Source organism: Pseudomonas sp. FW305-70, assembly GCF_058783925.1.
This window is the reverse complement of record NZ_JBYSYZ010000008.1, coordinates 119400-134798: the sequence shown is the minus strand read 5'-3', so window position 1 is coordinate 134798 and position 15399 is coordinate 119400. Positions and strand designations below refer to the sequence as shown.

Sequence of the window (15399 nt, the reverse complement as noted above, 5' to 3'; positions counted from 1 at the left end):
CATAACCTGCGTTAAAATTGTATACAATTTTAACGCAACACATTCCGTTTAAAGGCAATTCGCTATATATTTCTCTACATAACGATTCACCCCTGCTGCAATAGCCTTTAACGGAGCCGTTTCATGACCCTTCGCGCCTCACGTTTTACCCCTGCATGCCTCACGAGCCTGCTCGCCGTATTCGCCTTCGGCTCAGCCCAGGCGGACGAAGTCCAGGTGGCTGTCGCTGCCAACTTCACCGCGCCCATCCAGGCCATCGCCGCTGATTTCGAAAAGGATACCGGGCATAAACTGGTCACCGCCTTTGGTGCCACCGGCCAGTTCTACACCCAGATCAAAAACGGCGCGCCGTTCGAAGTGTTCCTCTCGGCAGACGACAGCACCCCGAAAAAACTCGAGGCCGAAGGCGATACCGTCAAGGGTTCGCGCTTCACCTACGCAGTCGGCACCCTGGCGCTATGGTCGGCCAAGGAAGGCTACGTCGATGCCAAGGGCGACGTGCTGAAAAAGAACGAGTACCAACACCTGTCCATCGCCAATCCGAAGGCCGCGCCTTATGGCCTGGCGGCGACCCAGGTACTGGCCAGGGAAGGTCTGACCGACAAGGTCAAGGACAAGATCGTTGAAGGCCAGAACATCACCCAGGCCTATCAGTTCGTCTCCACCGGCAACGCCGAGCTGGGTTTTGTCGCGCTGTCGCAGATCTACAAGGACGGCAAGATCACCAGCGGTTCGGCCTGGATCGTTCCGGCCAGCCTGCACGACCCGATCAAGCAGGACGCCGTGATCCTCAACAAGGGCAAGGACAACCCGGCCGCCAAGGCATTGGTTGACTACCTCAAGGGGCCTAAGGCGGCAGCTGTCATCAAGTCCTACGGCTACGAAATCTAAAATGTCGCTATCGAGTGCCGATTTTTCCGCCATCTGGCTGACCCTGAAACTGGCGTCCCTGACGACCGTCATCCTGCTGATTGTCGGCACTCCGATTGCGTTATGGCTTTCGCGCACCCGCTCCTGGTTGCGCGGTCCGGTCGGGGCGATTGTCGCCCTGCCGCTGGTGTTGCCACCGACCGTGATCGGTTTTTATCTGCTGCTGGCGCTAGGCCCTCACGGATTCATTGGCCAGTTCACCCAATCACTCGGTCTTGGCACCCTCACGTTCAGTTTTGCAGGGCTGGTCATCGGCTCGGTGTTGTATTCGATGCCCTTTGTCGTCCAGCCGCTGCAAAACGCTTTTTCCGCCATTGGCACGCGCCCGCTCGAAGTGGCCGCAACGTTGCGGGCCAATCCCTGGGACACCTTTTTCAGCGTGACCCTGCCCCTGGCCCGCCCCGGTTTCATTACCGCCGCCATTCTCGGTTTCGCCCACACGGTCGGCGAGTTCGGCGTGGTGCTGATGATCGGCGGCAACATTCCCGAGAAGACCCGCGTGGTCTCGGTGCAGATCTACGATCACGTCGAAGCCATGGAATACGCCCAGGCCCATTGGCTGGCCGGGGCGATGCTGGTGTTCTCGTTTGTTGTCTTGCTGGCGCTGTATTCCAGCCGAAAAACCAAAGCGGGCTGGAGCTGAGCGATGATTCACATGCGCCTGAAACTGGATTACCCAGGCTTCGCCCTGGACGTCGACCTGCAACTGCCGGGCCGTGGCGTCACCGCGCTTTACGGTCATTCCGGCTCGGGCAAGACCACTTGCCTGCGCTGCATCGCCGGTCTGGAACGGGCCGACCAGGGTTTTATCCAGGTCAACGATGAAGTCTGGCAAGACAGCGCAAACAAGGTTTTCGTCGCACCGCACAAACGCACGCTGGGCTACGTGTTCCAGGAAGCCAGCCTGTTTCCTCATCTGTCGGTGCTGGCCAACCTGGAGTTCGGCCTCAAGCGCATCCCGAAACCTCAGCGTCGGGTCGACATGGCCCACGCCACCGAATTGCTCGGCATCCGCCATTTGCTGGACCGCCATCCGCAACACCTTTCAGGCGGCGAGCGACAGCGCGTCGGCATCGCCCGCGCCTTGCTCACCAGCCCGAAACTGTTGTTGATGGACGAGCCCCTGGCGGCGCTGGATGCCCAACGCAAAAGTGAAATCCTGCCTTACCTGCAGCGGCTGCACGACGAGCTCGACATTCCGGTGCTGTACGTCAGCCACTCCCAGGATGAGGTCGCGCGGCTGGCCGACCATATCGTGTTGCTCAGCCACGGCAAGGCACTGGCCAGCGGTCCGATCAGCCAGACCCTGGCGCGCCTCGACTTGCCGCTGGCCATGGGGGACGACGCCGGTGTGGTGATCGAAGGTCGTGTCAGCGCCTATGACGCCGACTATCAATTGCTGAGCCTGCAATTGCCCGGCACCAGCCTGAACATTCGGGTACCGCATACGCCCATGGATGCAGGCCAGGCACTGCGCTGCAAGGTCCAGGCGCGGGATGTCAGCCTGAACCTGCACAGTGCCGGGCAAAGCAGCATTCTCAATCGCCTGCCGGTCACTGTGGTCAGTGAAATGAACGCCGACAACGCCGCCCATGTGCTGATTCGCCTGGACGCCGCCGGTACGCCGCTACTGGCGCGGATCACGCGCTATTCCCGCGATCAACTGAACGTCCACCCTGGCCAGCAACTCTGGGCACAAATCAAAGCGGTCGCAGTACTGGCGTAAATCCGCCGGCACGACTGCAGCGGGGCGCGGTCCATGGCTGTAACGCCCCGTGATTCCTCGCCCAGGACGCCTGTCATGCCCGATGCACTGCCGCCTGACTTGCATTATGTCGATGACACCCAACCGGGCATCACCCGCAGGAAACTGCGGGGAAAATTCGCCTATTTCGACCCGGCTGGCCAGCGCATCACCGACCCGGAGGCAATCAAACGCCTCAACGCACTCGCGGTGCCACCCGCCTATACCCAAGTGTGGATCTGCGCCGATCCATGCGGGCACCTGCAGGCCACCGGCCGGGATGCCCGGGGTCGCAAACAATACCGTTATCATCCGCGCTGGCGGGAGGTGCGCGACGCCGACAAATACTTGCGCCTGCGTGAGTTCGGGCTGACCTTGCCGAAACTGCGTCAGCGACTGGAAGCCGAATTGGCGGCACCGGGATTCAGTCGCGACAAAGTCATGGCCACGGTCATCACCCTGCTGGACACGACGTTGATCCGTATCGGCAACAGCCAATATGCCCGGGACAACCGCTCCTACGGCCTGACGACCTTGCGCAGCCGCCATGTGGAGATCAACGGCAGCGCCATCCTGTTCCAGTTCCGCGGCAAAAGTGGCGTCGAGCACCAGATCACCGTGAAAGACCGAAGACTGGCGCGGATCATCAAACGCTGCCAGGACATTCCCGGGCAGAACCTGTTTCAGTATCTGGATGAAAACGGAGACCGGCACACCGTCAGTTCATCCGACATCAACAGCTATTTGCAAACCCTCACCGGCGCCGATTTCACCGCCAAGGATTACCGCACCTGGGCCGGCAGCGTCCTGGCCCTGGCGATGTTGCGCAAACTGCACTGGGAGCCTGAAACGGATGCCAGGCGGCACCTGGTGGAAATGGTCAAGAATGTGGCCAGGCAGCTCGGCAATACCCCGGCGGTGTGCCGCAAATGCTATATCCACCCCGCGGTGCTGGATGGCTTTCTTCTCGGTGATCTGGCGCAACTGCCAAGAACCAGGGCGCGCAAGGGGCTATCGGCCGAGGAGGTCAGACTGGCGAACTTCCTTGAGAGAATGCCCGTCGCGCCTGAACCGACGAGTTGACCTGCCTATTTTTTGCACGATCACCAATGACTTCTATAGTTGAACTGAACACGAATCCGCTGCGGAGACGCCATGGAAGACATTTTCGTCGTGAAGCGTTGCAACAAGATCATCATCCATGGCCGCCGTGCGGGTGAAAATGACCATCTGCCTCCGGATGCCGCGGTCTGGTATCGCATCGCCGATACCCGCACCCAAGGCTTTATCGGCGATGGCTACGACACTGAAGAAGACGCTCAGCGAGTTTGCCGGCAGTTGAACGCCAAATCACAAGTGACAGCCCGACAAGTTTGAGGGCCTGTCACCATTTTTTAACGGGTCTATACTGAAATGGCTGAAGGAACAGCGACCCCAACGGCAGAAAGCTCGCTCCCAGCGGGCTTTTTGCTGCCACACCAGGTTTCTTGAACGGAGGTGTCTCCCATGTCCGAAAAAGAGTCCATCACCACCCTGCTCACCTTGCTGGACTCCCGTCAGGCGCGCCTGGCTGCGGCCTGCAAGGAAATCGCCGACTGGGTCGATCATCAAGGCGGACACCCCACCGCCCTCAGAATTCGTGATCGCCTGAACGACATCGAGAAGGACACGCCGCTGATCCGGCACACGCTGTCTTCTCTCCAGCCTGTCGACCGGCCTCTGCCTCGGTTCAGATGATCCGCCACGGACTCGCGGTACGAGGACAGGCCCGATTCGGGCAGCATGACCGGTGGCACTGACGCCTCCGGATAGCTGTCTGCCTGCCGAGTTTTTCCCCTCTCTTGCAACCCGACCTCGTGCCGGGATTTTTTGTTGCGCAAAACCAATCGAACGTCACCGCTCACGTGGGGTCAACCGATCACACGTCACCAAGGAGACGTTCCAATGGTCACTCATTTCAAAGTCAGCGGGCACCTGGCCTGCGGTCACCACGGCAACAACCTGGTATCGACCCGCGAACTCAATCGGGTGAAATGCAGAAGCTGCCGAAACACCGACGCCTACAAAGAAGCCCGCAAGGCTGAACGCAACGCCGCCCGCCGCGCAGCACGCAAAGCCAAAGCCGTGCACACCGCCGATAACTGGCGTTCAGCCTGGACCGAACGACTGACCGCGATGGCCGGCCTGCAACGACTGCCACGGGGATTTGCCGGCCAACCTTTCGTCTAAGCAATTGAAACAGCTACCAGGCTTTTACTGCGATCAGATGTCCCTGCACGCTGGCTCCATGACCTCGCGCAGGGACATGCGCTTGAACGCCTCGACCAGCGCGCGCCCTTCCCCTGGCGTACAAGTGACAGCCAGCCGCATGGTCGCCTCGCCCAGGTGCCAGATCAAAAACGCGGATTGCCGGACCTTCAGCTCATCGCTTTGCGGATATACACGAAGCATGGCCTGGGCCAGCAGCGCTCCGGCCACCCGACTCTCCTGCAGCTCCAGCTGCAACAACTGCTTGTCGGCCTGCATGCCGGACCAGATGTCACGCATCACCGGTGTCGCCATCACGATTTCGTAATACAGATCGAGCAACTGCGAATAGGCGGCCTGCAAACCCTGGGCATCCTCGACAGCCTCCAATGCCTGTTCAATGCAACGACGGCTCTCAGCGTTGTAGCGTTCGGCGAGCGTTCGGATGACGGCGCTCTTGTCGGGAAAATACTGATAAAGAGAACCGATCGAGATTTCCGCGCGCTCGGCGATTTCACTCATCTTGAGCTGATCGCTGCCCTTGTCTGCAATCAATTGAGTCGCCGCGGTCAGAATCCGCTCCTGACGCTCGCGACTGCGCTGTTGCGTGGGATTACGCCGAACAGCTTCTGCAGCAGGCTGTTCGAGGGCTTCAGGGGGCTTTTTGCGCACGAGTGAATTTCCCGATCAATAACGTGACATGTACTCACCTTAGCATCGCCCATCCCCATGCCAAACAACAGATGTCCACCCGTCGGGCGATTCGATCCGATGGGTTGACGCACAAACATGAGGATCTATCATATTTTTAATGTGAGCATTACTCACATTAACCGATGGAGATGAACGCGATGAACACCGCTCAGCAAACCCTGCTGGTCCTCGGCGCCACCGGCAAAACCGGTCGGCGAATCATCCAACGACTCGAAGCGGCCGGCCTGCCCGTTCGCCAGGGTTCCCGCGATGCGAATCCTCCTTTCGACTGGGAGGATCGATCAACCTGGGACGCGGTAATCGAGGGGGTTCATGCGGCCTACATTTCCTTCCAGCCCGATCTCGCCGTTCCAGGTGCTGTCGAAACCATCCAGGCTTTCACCGATCTGGCGGTGAAAAGCGGAGTCCGCAAACTGGTGTTGTTATCCGGGCGCGGCGAAGTCGAAGCAGAACAGGCCGAACGTGTCGTACAGGACAGCGGGATTGACTGGACGATTCTGCGGGCCAGCTGGTTTTGCCAGAACTTCAGCGAGGCGCACTTTCTTGAACCCATCGTGCAAGGTGAACTCGCACTCCCCGTCGGCCAGGTCGCCGAACCCTTTGTCGATGCGGACGACATCGCCGAGTGCGCCGTCGCCGCATTGACCCAACCCGGGCACACACACCTGCTCTATGAATTGACCGGTCCTCGGGCGTTGACCTTTACCGACGCCGTGGCCGAGATTGCCCGTGCCACCCATCGCAACATCGAGTTCGTGGCCATACCGGCGCACGCCTATCGACAGGCAATGGAACAGGAGCAACTTCCCCCGGCGTTGATCGATCTGGTGCTGTACCTCTTCACCACCGTGCTTGACGGCCGCAACACACCCGTGAGCGATGGCGTACAGCGGGCACTGGGACGGCCGGCGCGCGACTTCAGCGACTACGTGCAGCGCACCGCGGCTGCGGGCATCTGGGGTAACGGGCGTCCGATGTAACGCATTGGCGAGAACAGGGTTCGTCGGCTAGGGTGTCTTGCGTATCGAACTGCGGTGCCTTTATTGGCAGGAGCCTGATCAAGGAGAAAACGCATGTCACTCAATCGTAGTGCGGAACAAACCTACCGCCAGTGGTCCACCCCGATCCTGCTGGAACTCAAGGAGCGAGAGCATCAATTGACCCCGTCCGACCGCCAGGCGTTGGAAAACGTATTGCTGGAAAGAAGGCTGATCAACACCGGCAACCCGACCGGCAGCGATCGTCGCAAGACCGGCCCGGCTTCCTGAAAAAAATCCGGCAACCACCATCAAGACAGAAATGATGGCGCAGAAACCGCAAGGGCTTGCATCGGCTTTCGCTGGCAAGCCCTTGATCCCCCATAACGCCCGCTAGCGGAGTCTCTGCCGCGCTAGAACCACCCACCGCGATCATCTTCCAGCGCCTGGCGACACTGCTTGAGTTGGGCGTTGTAAATCTCCGATTGCTGTTGCACTTTCCGGGCAACCTGCATCAGCCACGGTTTACTGCGATAGGAATTGCGGCTAAAGCCCCCACGCCCCTCGTGATAAGCCAGGTACTGATTGTAGGTGTCCCATTTGGAGATTCCGAGCTGACGTTGCGTGCCCGTGGTGTACCAGCCGATAAACATGATCGCGTCGTCGAAACTGTCACGTGAACCGCCGTTGCCGGTACTGTCCTTGTACTCACCCCACACCGGGTCCTGAGCCTGCGCATAACCGTAGGCCGAACTGACTCGCCCCCAGGGGATCACCCAGAGCAGGTAGTCACGCGGCGGCAATGCGTCCGCCACGTAGCTGCTTTCCTGCTTCATGATGGCCATGGCCACATGCAGTGGTGTCCCATATTCACTCTGCATTTCCAGCGAGTCCTCGTACCAGTCTGGATATTCACGATAAATACTGCAGAGATTGTCTTGATCCTTGGGTGGCGTGGTCGTGCAACCTGTCAAAAACATGAACAACAAAGCCAACAGCAAAAAATTTCGTTGTGTCATTCATCACGCTCAAAAATAAGGTTCTTCGCACAATCCCGGGTAACTACTGTAGGAGCCAGCTTGCTGGCGATGGACTCCAGTGCGCCGCGTTCATCCAGTTCATACGCGCTATCGTTAACAACCATCTCTGGCAAGCCAGCTCCCACAAGGGTCCGTGCCCACGCGGGAAACTGTAGGAGCCAGCCTGCTGGCGATGAACTCAAGTGCCCCGCGTTCATCCAGTTCACACGCGTAATCGTTAACGACCATCGCTGGCAAGCCAGCTCCCACAAGGGGCCGCGCCCACGCTAAAACTGTAGGAGCCAGCCTGCTGGCGATGGACTCCAGTGCGCCGCGTTTATCCAGTTCACACGTGTAATCGTTAACGACCATCACTGGCAAGCCGGCTCCTGCAAGGTGCCTGAGTCAGGCAATTGCAGGCAAAAACGTCAGAAGACTTTCAGCTTGATCGCGTCACCCTTATCGAAAGGGTTCTTTGTAAATCCCTGTTGCACGACGAGACCAGAGGGGGACTCCGGGTTTCGATTCAGAGCATCTTCTCCAGGCCGACCTTGTCGCTGAGCCAGGCTTTAAAGCTGCGCCATTTGCCGCCGGGTTCCTTGCTCAAGGTATGTTGGCGGCCGTCGTCCTCGGTGAACCAGACGACTTCACCGTTTTCCAGTCGGGCCTGGTAACTCATGGCCGGCGCCATGCCATCAAGCGCCGCCTGGCGCACATAGCCGGCCAGTTCGGGACTGTCGACCAGCACCCCGACTTCAGTGTTCCAGAACACTGAACGCGGGTCGAAATTGAACGAGCCGATGAACACTTTCTGCTTGTCCAGGATCATGGCCTTGGTGTGCAGGCTGGAGTCCGAGCCACCACTGAATCCAAACGAAGAGCTGCGGCCGGGATCGTCCGGCTGACGCCGCAGCTCAAAGAGTTTCACGCCATGTTCGAGCAGCGTCTTGCGATACGGTGCATAGCCGCCATGCACCGCCGGCACATCGGTGGCTTCCAGTGAGTTGGTCAGCAGGCGCACATCAACGCCGGCATCGGCACGGCCCAGTAGATAGTCCATGCCCGACTGTTGCGGGACGAAGTAGGCCGAGATCATGATCAGCTCGTTACTGACGCCATCGAGTTCAGGCCGCAGTTGTGTGGCCATCAATAACGCGCGTGCAGGTTCGCCGTCAGCCAGGACCTTGCTCGGAGCGTCCCACATCGCCGTGCTATGGGCCCAGATCAGCTGCTTGCGCCAAGTCTCGAGTTGCGGTCGAGTCTGGTAGGTCATGAGATGGTCGTACAACGCCCTGTGCTCGGTACGTGAGGACTGGAGCGACTGCTCCAGACGTTGGCGGCTCTTGAGCAAGTCCTGTGCTGTCGGCTTGTTGATCTGGAAGTCACTGATCGACTGGCTCAAGGCGCTGTTCCAGTACTGATCGAAGCTGTGCCCCAACTGCTCGGCGACCGGGCCGATGCAAAGCAGGTCCATGTCGGTGAAGTTGAGATCGGGCTTGGCGTCGAAATATTCATCCCCCAGGTTGCGTCCGCCGACGATGGCTGCGCTGTTGTCAGCCAGCCACAGTTTGTTGTGCATGCGTCGGTGTTGTTGGGAAAGATCAAGCAAGCGGCCCATGGTTCGAGTGACGATGGTGCTGCGGCCCAGATGCAAAGGGTTGAAGACGCGGATATGGATGTTCGGGTGCACCGCCAGGGTAGCGATGACTTCTTCCTGGCCGTCGGTGGCCGTGTCATCGAGCAGCATACGTATCCGTACGCCGCGATCGGCAGCCAGCAGCATTTCATTAACCAGTGCCCGGGTGCTGAGACCGTTATGCACGATGTAGTACTGCAGATCGACGGATTTCTGCGCATTGCGGATCAACTCGGCGCGCGCCCGGAATGCTTCACTGCTGTTGGGCAGCAAGCGAAAACCCGAACGCCCCTCATGCGCGGCGGCCTGAGCCTGGATCGAACGCCCGAAAGCCGATTCACTGGCGGGGATCGCCTCGCTGAAGTCATGGGGCAAGCGCGTGGTGGCGCAGCCGACTAGCAGCAGCGCGAACAACATGGCGCAGAGGAACCGGGACATGGGCTGGCCCTCAACATCGACGGGTGTAGATAGGGACCCGGCATCCAGCCAGTACCGGCTGCCGAGAACATGCAGCCCTCGATAATCCGCACGACTTGTTCCAGTAAAGCCCGTTTCAGGCAGCGTGTCGAAATCTACCGGTTCCCTGCAGAGCATGCAGTCGGGCAGTAGCGAATTGCGAAAAAGATTTTTTGATGGCGGAAAAAACTAAGGGCCTGCATGAGGTATCTCACGCAAGCCCTTGATATTCATGGTGCCCGAAGCCGGAATCGAACCGGCACGCCCTTACGAGCGGGGGATTTTAAGTCCCATGCGTCTACCAGTTTCGCCATTCGGGCGGTAGCGCGGTGAAGCGTCCAGGTTGTGCCAAATAACGATCTGGCAATTCTGACGCCTGTGCAGCAGAGGTGGAAATATATACATCCCGCCCCGGTGAAGCAAGTTCGCAAATACCCTTTTCAAGACTAAATCTTGCAGGCTGCTGAAAATAAAAAAGCTCCGTAAATCATAGATCTACGGAGCTTGTTTATTAGTGGAGGCCGAGGTCGGAATCGAACCGGCGTAGGCGGATTTGCAATCCGCTGCATAACCATTTTGCTACTCGGCCTCAAAACATTTGATATCTAGTAGCGCGACATCAAATGCGTACAAACTTGGAGCGGGAAACGAGACTCGAACTCGCGACCCCGACCTTGGCAAGGTCGTGCTCTACCAACTGAGCTATTCCCGCGTCTTGGTGTGGCGCATTCTATAGAATCCAGAAGCCCCGTCAACCCTTTGATTCAAAAAAGTTTTATTTCTTTTCAACGTCGGTCTTCAGATGTGGCCAGGCAGCCCGCAGGTACTGGACCATCGACCACAAAGTCAGGCCGGCCGACACCATCAGCAAGGTGTAGCCCAGCAAGACCCAGAAACTGAAATCCTTGGGATTGGCCAGCAGGATCACCAGTGCGAGCATTTGCGCGGCGGTTTTCCATTTGCCAAGGTTCGATACGGCGACGTGGGCACGTGCGCCCAGTTCGGCCATCCATTCGCGCAGGGCCGAGACGACAATCTCGCGACCGATGATCACGGCCGCCGGCAGCGTGAGCCACAGGTTTCCGTGTTCCTGCACCAACAGTACCAGCGCAACCGCGACCATCAGCTTGTCGGCAACCGGATCGAGAAAAGCCCCGAACGGTGTGCTTTGTTCCAGGCGGCGGGCCAGGTATCCGTCCAGCCAGTCGGTGGCGGCAGCAAAAGCGAAGACCGAGGCGGAGGCCAGGTAGCTCCACTGGTAAGGCAGGTAGAACAGCAAAATGAAGATCGGAATGAGCAGAACGCGTAGAACGGTAATCAGATTAGGGATATTCATCGGCACAACTGGCTACGAGGTGAGGGGGCATTCTACTCGCTGTGCAGATTTGCATAAATCAACTCTGCGAGCTTTTTACTGATCCCGGGGGTTTTGGCAATTTCTTCGATGCTTGCACGAGACAGCTCCTGCAATCCACCAAAATGTTTTAACAAATCCCGCCGACGTGTTGGACCGACGCCAGCGACGCCTTCCAGTGTAGACGTCCGACGGGTTTTTCCACGCCGGGCGCGGTGCCCGGTAATGGCAAATCGGTGGGCTTCGTCGCGAATCTGCTGGATCAGATGCAGCGCAGGAGAATCGCCGCGCAAGGTGAACTCATGCGCGGCATCGTTCAGGTACAGGGTTTCGAAACCGGCCTTGCGTGTCGCGCCTTTTGCCACGCCGAGCAGGATCAGATCAGGTACGGCCAGTTCATCGAGTACGTCACGGGCCATGGACAACTGGCCTTTACCGCCATCCACCAGCAGGATATCCGGCAGCTTGCCCTCCCCGTCCTTCAGTTTGCTGAAACGTCGGGTCAACGCCTGGTGCATCGCCGCGTAATCATCGCCGGCCGTAACGCCTTCGATGTTGTACCGGCGGTAGTCGGACTTGATCGGGCCTTCGGGGCCGAAGACCACGCAGGACGCCACCGTCGCCTCGCCACTGGAATGACTGATGTCGTAGCACTCCAGGCGTTGTGGAGGCTCATCCAGCTTCAGCACCTCGGCCAATGCATCGAAGCGCGCCGTAATGTGCTGACGATTCGCCAGGCGCGCATTCAGCGCCTGCTCGGCATTGGTCACGGCCAATTGCTGCCAGCGCGCTCGCGTACCACGCACGCGATGGCTGATGGTCAGTTCACGACCGCGCAGCTCGTCGATGGCCGCGATCAGTGTTGGAAAGTCATCGTGGACCACATTGACGATCAACTCGCTGGGCAAGTCGCGTTCAGGGCTGCTGATGAAGTATTGGCCGAGAAACGCGGCCATGACTTCAGAAACATCTTCTTCAATACCGACTTGAGGGAAGAAGTTCTTGCTGCCCAACCCCCGCCCGCCCCGCACGCTGATCAAGTGCACACAGGCACCGCCCGGGTTGACGAACGCGGCGATCACATCGACGTCCCCGGTCCCGCCTTCCATGCTCTGCTGGTCCTGAACCCGGCGCAACAACGCAATCTGGTCCCGCAGCTCGGCCGCTCGCTCGAACTCCAGATTGATCGCCGCTTCTTCCATCCCGGCAGACAACTCGTCAGTCAGCGCGCTGCTGCGTCCTTCAAGAAACATAACCGAGTGGCGCACGTCTTCGGCGTACACCTGGGGTTCCACCAGCCCGACGCAGGGTGCCTTGCAGCGTTTGATCTGGTATTGCAGGCAAGGACGGGTGCGGTTCTTGTAATAGCTGTCTTCGCATTGCCGAACGAAAAACGTCTTTTGCAGCAGGCTCAGGCTTTCGCGGATCGCGCCGGCGCTGGGGTAAGGACCGAAATACTTGCCCTTGGCCTTTTTCGCACCGCGATGAATGCTCAGGCGCGGAAACTCTCCGTCGGAGAGAAAGACATAGGGGTAGGATTTGTCGTCGCGCAGCAGGATGTTATAGGGCGGGCGCCATTCCTTGATCAGCGTCTGCTCGAGCAGCAAGGCTTCGGTTTCGTTGGCCGTGATCGTCGTTTCAACCTGGGCGATACGTGCGACCAGTGCGGCGGTCTTGGGGGCAAGCCCGGTCTTGCGAAAGTAACTCGACAGGCGATTTTTGAGGTTCTTCGCCTTGCCGACGTAAAGCAACCGCGCTTCGCTGTCGAACATGCGGTACACGCCGGGGCGCCCGCTGACGGTCGACAGAAAGGCGCTCGGATCAAAGGTTTCGGTCATTTTCAGAGGCTGGCGTCGACCATGCCATGACGCACCGCCAACAGCGTCAACTCGACATCACTGCTGATCGAAAGCTTTTCGAAGATGCGGTAACGGTAGGTGTTCACGGTTTTCGGGGACAGGCACAATTTGTCGGAAATGATCTGTACTTTCTGGCAGCCGACTATCATCAGCGCGATCTGGATTTCCCGCTCGGACAGGGCATCGAAAGGCGAGTCGTTGGTGGGCTGGAAGGACTTGATCGCCAGTTGCTGGGCAATTTGCGGGCTGATGTAGCGTTGCCCGGCGAACACCAGGCGGATGGCCTGGACCATTTCCGGCAAACCTGCCCCCTTGGTCAGGTACCCTGCCGCACCGGCTTGCAACAGCCGCGTAGGAAACGGGTCCTCTTCACACACGGTCACCGCGACGACCTTGATATCCGGATGACTGCGCAATAATTTGCGAGTGGCCTCAAGACCGCCGATACCCGGCATCTTGACGTCCATCAACACCACATCGGGTTTCAGCTCACGCGCCTTGAGCAGGGATTCTTCACCCGACTCGGCCTGGCCGACTACTTGCAGGCCATCGATGTCAGCCAGCATTCGTGTAATGCCTGTACGAACGAGATCATGGTCATCGACTACTAGCACCCTAATCAAGCAGACACCTCGCGATATGGTCTTATTGGGTTGCCAGACACCTTAGCAAAAAGCATCTGGCAGACCTAGCGGAAAGCATCAGATTAAAAGTTTCAATTCATCTTGAAAGGCCGGTCGCAAACGCGTTGCGGCAATGTCATGGACTGATATCAAGCTGCATTCTCAGGAAACATTCATCCTTACCCACCACCGTGAATCCTTTGCGCTCGTACAACACCCGCGCCGGGTTATTTTCAAAAACCGTCAAGCGTAACGCCGGTCGCCGCTCCTGGTACGCGACTGACAGTACCTGATCGATTGCCCAGGAACCAATGCCCTGCCCGCGAAACGCTTCGACGACCTGCAGTTCGCGGATGTACAACGCTCTGGCATCACGGCTCAAGCTCACATAACCCGGCAACTGATCACCGCTTGTCAGCATGCGGTTGTCCCGCCCTGCCCAGGCCACGTCAAAAGCTTCGTCCTGCCATATCAGGTCGTGCCGAATGTAGTAGCGCAGCATGTTTTTACAGGTCAGGTGGCGGGCGAAAGCCAGATCCTCTGGCGTGGCCACACGCCATGCGCAGTCCATCACGCTGGCTCCACGGCGACGACTTCCCCGCTCCAGCCCTCGCTGTTGCGCCGGGCCACCACCATCTGGCTGCCGGTACCGCTGGCGGCCGCAATCAACAAACCGTCCGACGCCCAGATCGCGCTGCGTCCTGCCGAGCCCCAGCCACCTGTCGCGCCACCATGATTGGCCATCAACACCACCATGGCGTGCTGCGCGGCATAGCCTTGCAGCACCGCGGTATCCGCGACGTAGCCGTTTTCCGTGATCAGCACGCCTGCGGCGTAGATATCTGCACCCTGGCACGCTGCAGCAGCGGCATGGCTGGAGTGGGAAAAGTCGGCGCAGACCGCCAGTGCAATAGTGTCTGTCCCGATGGTCAGGGGCTCACCCCCGGCGCCCGGTGCAAACGCCACTTCTTCCCCGGGATGCAGATGCTGTTTGCTGTAGACCCCAAGCGAACCATCGGCCCCCAGCACCAGTGCACCGATCAGGACCGACGGGTTATCCGGCAGTCGAATCGGCATACCGACAACAGCCGTCACACCGACTGCCCGGGCGACGTCTCGCAGCGGTTGCAGAACGGCGGCATCCGGCACAATCGCCAGCTCGGCCGCGAGCCCGCGTTCGTAGCCGGTCAACGACAGTTCTGGGAACACCAGCAACTGCACGCCCTGCTCCGCGGCTGCCACGATGAAGCGTTGGTGCCTGGCGATATTGCCGGCAAGGTCTCCGGCGATGGAAATCGATTGGGCTGCGGCGATGGTCAGCGGTGACATGAAGCGTCCTTGTGTCGATGCGTTTTTGAACAGACACAGAGTTTGTCACAACCCTCAGGCCACTCAAGCGATAGAGAACCCTGTCGCCGGCCAATAGCATTTTCTGATTGAATCTGCGCACCGGCCTCTAGTAAGCTCGACCCATCCATTGGAGACAGACCATGTTCAGCACCCTCTCACAGCTTCGTACCGCCAGCGCCCTGCGCTCGGTTGCGGCTGCCCGGGTGAACGACGGCTGTGCTCCGGTCAGCTTTTATTTTGGGTATTGGTTTAGCCACTGGCGCGCCTGATACCCACACGGCGCCCACTTTAAACGGGTCGCCACCAGAGAATTCTCAACCCCCGGTCGGCCTCCCGACCGGGGGTTTTGTTTTTTCAGCCCCAACGTTTTTAGCGACACACCAGACATTTAGAGGATTCAGAACATGAACTACGCCACTTATTACCGTTACGACAGTTTTACCGCCTGGCGATTTACCACCCACCGCTCGGGACAGCCTGCCGCCTCCGA

General features: G+C 59.0%; 17 protein-coding genes and 3 tRNA genes. 9 read left to right on the top strand and 11 right to left on the bottom strand.

Going from position 1 to position 15399, the window contains the following annotated elements:
* Positions 1-123 precede the first annotated feature (123 nt).
* The 7 genes from modA (at position 124) to AC3WN7_RS08945 (ending at position 4903) form a co-directional block, all read left to right on the top strand.
* The gene (gene modA, locus AC3WN7_RS08975; RefSeq protein ID WP_095966616.1) at positions 124-891 is read left to right on the top strand and encodes a molybdate ABC transporter substrate-binding protein; all 768 of its coding nucleotides are present in this window, start codon (positions 124-126) and stop codon (positions 889-891) included.
* Between the two features lies 1 nt (position 892).
* Positions 893-1573 carry a molybdate ABC transporter permease subunit gene (gene modB / locus AC3WN7_RS08970; RefSeq protein WP_015094922.1) on the top strand — a complete coding sequence of 227 codons (681 nt, stop codon included), beginning with the start codon at positions 893-895 and terminating at the stop codon, positions 1571-1573.
* 3 nt (positions 1574-1576) lie between these two features.
* Entirely contained in the window at positions 1577-2656 is a 1080-nt protein-coding gene (gene modC, locus AC3WN7_RS08965) for a molybdenum ABC transporter ATP-binding protein (protein WP_102675185.1), read from the top strand.
* Positions 2657-2731: 75 nt separating this feature from the next.
* A complete protein-coding gene (locus tag AC3WN7_RS08960; protein WP_102675186.1) occupies positions 2732-3757 on the top strand; it encodes a DNA topoisomerase IB in 1026 nt (341 codons plus the stop codon).
* A gap of 72 nt (positions 3758-3829) precedes the next feature.
* Positions 3830-4051 (top strand): hypothetical protein, encoded by a 222-nt coding sequence (locus AC3WN7_RS08955; protein WP_095966613.1) that lies wholly within the window; start codon positions 3830-3832, stop codon positions 4049-4051.
* 129 nt (positions 4052-4180) lie between these two features.
* Positions 4181-4411 (top strand): hypothetical protein, encoded by a 231-nt coding sequence (locus tag AC3WN7_RS08950; protein WP_007975977.1) that lies wholly within the window; start codon positions 4181-4183, stop codon positions 4409-4411.
* Between the two features lie 207 nt (positions 4412-4618).
* On the top strand, positions 4619-4903 hold the full coding sequence (locus AC3WN7_RS08945; protein ID WP_007975979.1) for a hypothetical protein: 285 nt from the start codon (positions 4619-4621) through the stop codon (positions 4901-4903).
* A gap of 33 nt (positions 4904-4936) precedes the next feature.
* Here AC3WN7_RS08945 and AC3WN7_RS08940 read toward each other — a convergent pair whose 3' ends face one another.
* Positions 4937-5593, bottom strand: a complete 657-nt coding sequence (locus tag AC3WN7_RS08940) for a TetR/AcrR family transcriptional regulator (protein ID WP_095966612.1) — start codon at positions 5591-5593, stop codon at positions 4937-4939.
* Positions 5594-5772: 179 nt separating this feature from the next.
* On the opposite strand from AC3WN7_RS08940, the gene AC3WN7_RS08935 reads away from it, so the two are divergent.
* Together AC3WN7_RS08935 and AC3WN7_RS08930 are read left to right on the top strand one after the other, a co-directional pair.
* Positions 5773-6615, top strand: a complete 843-nt coding sequence (locus AC3WN7_RS08935) for an NmrA family NAD(P)-binding protein (protein ID WP_095966611.1) — start codon at positions 5773-5775, stop codon at positions 6613-6615.
* A 93-nt stretch (positions 6616-6708) separates the two neighbouring features.
* Entirely contained in the window at positions 6709-6903 is a 195-nt protein-coding gene (locus AC3WN7_RS08930) for a hypothetical protein (RefSeq protein ID WP_095966610.1), read from the top strand.
* A 122-nt stretch (positions 6904-7025) separates the two neighbouring features.
* On the opposite strand, the gene AC3WN7_RS08925 is transcribed toward AC3WN7_RS08930, so the two are convergent.
* The 10 genes from AC3WN7_RS08925 to AC3WN7_RS08880 form a co-directional block, all read right to left on the bottom strand.
* A complete protein-coding gene (locus tag AC3WN7_RS08925; protein ID WP_095966609.1) occupies positions 7026-7631 on the bottom strand; it encodes a transglycosylase SLT domain-containing protein in 606 nt (201 codons plus the stop codon).
* 526 nt (positions 7632-8157) lie between these two features.
* Positions 8158-9705: a phospholipase D family protein gene (locus AC3WN7_RS08920; protein WP_095966608.1), complete on the bottom strand. Its 1548-nt coding sequence runs from the start codon at positions 9703-9705 to the stop codon at positions 8158-8160.
* A 251-nt stretch (positions 9706-9956) separates the two neighbouring features.
* Positions 9957-10043, bottom strand: a tRNA-Leu gene (locus tag AC3WN7_RS08915).
* Between the two features lie 195 nt (positions 10044-10238).
* Positions 10239-10312: transfer RNA gene (locus AC3WN7_RS08910), tRNA-Cys, on the bottom strand.
* A gap of 47 nt (positions 10313-10359) precedes the next feature.
* Positions 10360-10435 (bottom strand) — tRNA-Gly (locus AC3WN7_RS08905).
* A gap of 63 nt (positions 10436-10498) precedes the next feature.
* Positions 10499-11059: a CDP-diacylglycerol--glycerol-3-phosphate 3-phosphatidyltransferase gene (gene pgsA / locus AC3WN7_RS08900; RefSeq protein WP_007992985.1), complete on the bottom strand. Its 561-nt coding sequence runs from the start codon at positions 11057-11059 to the stop codon at positions 10499-10501.
* A gap of 32 nt (positions 11060-11091) precedes the next feature.
* A complete protein-coding gene (uvrC, locus tag AC3WN7_RS08895) occupies positions 11092-12915 on the bottom strand; it encodes an excinuclease ABC subunit UvrC (RefSeq protein ID WP_102674070.1) in 1824 nt (607 codons plus the stop codon).
* A gap of 2 nt (positions 12916-12917) precedes the next feature.
* Positions 12918-13559, bottom strand: a complete 642-nt coding sequence (gene gacA, locus AC3WN7_RS08890) for a response regulator transcription factor GacA (RefSeq protein ID WP_008015884.1) — start codon at positions 13557-13559, stop codon at positions 12918-12920.
* 136 nt (positions 13560-13695) lie between these two features.
* Entirely contained in the window at positions 13696-14130 is a 435-nt protein-coding gene (locus AC3WN7_RS08885; RefSeq protein ID WP_102674069.1) for a GNAT family N-acetyltransferase, read from the bottom strand.
* Positions 14130-14888: a carbon-nitrogen hydrolase family protein gene (locus tag AC3WN7_RS08880; protein WP_102674068.1), complete on the bottom strand. Its 759-nt coding sequence runs from the start codon at positions 14886-14888 to the stop codon at positions 14130-14132. Before AC3WN7_RS08880 ends, AC3WN7_RS08885 begins: the two co-directional genes overlap by 1 nt.
* Between the last annotated feature and the right edge of the window lie 511 nt (positions 14889-15399).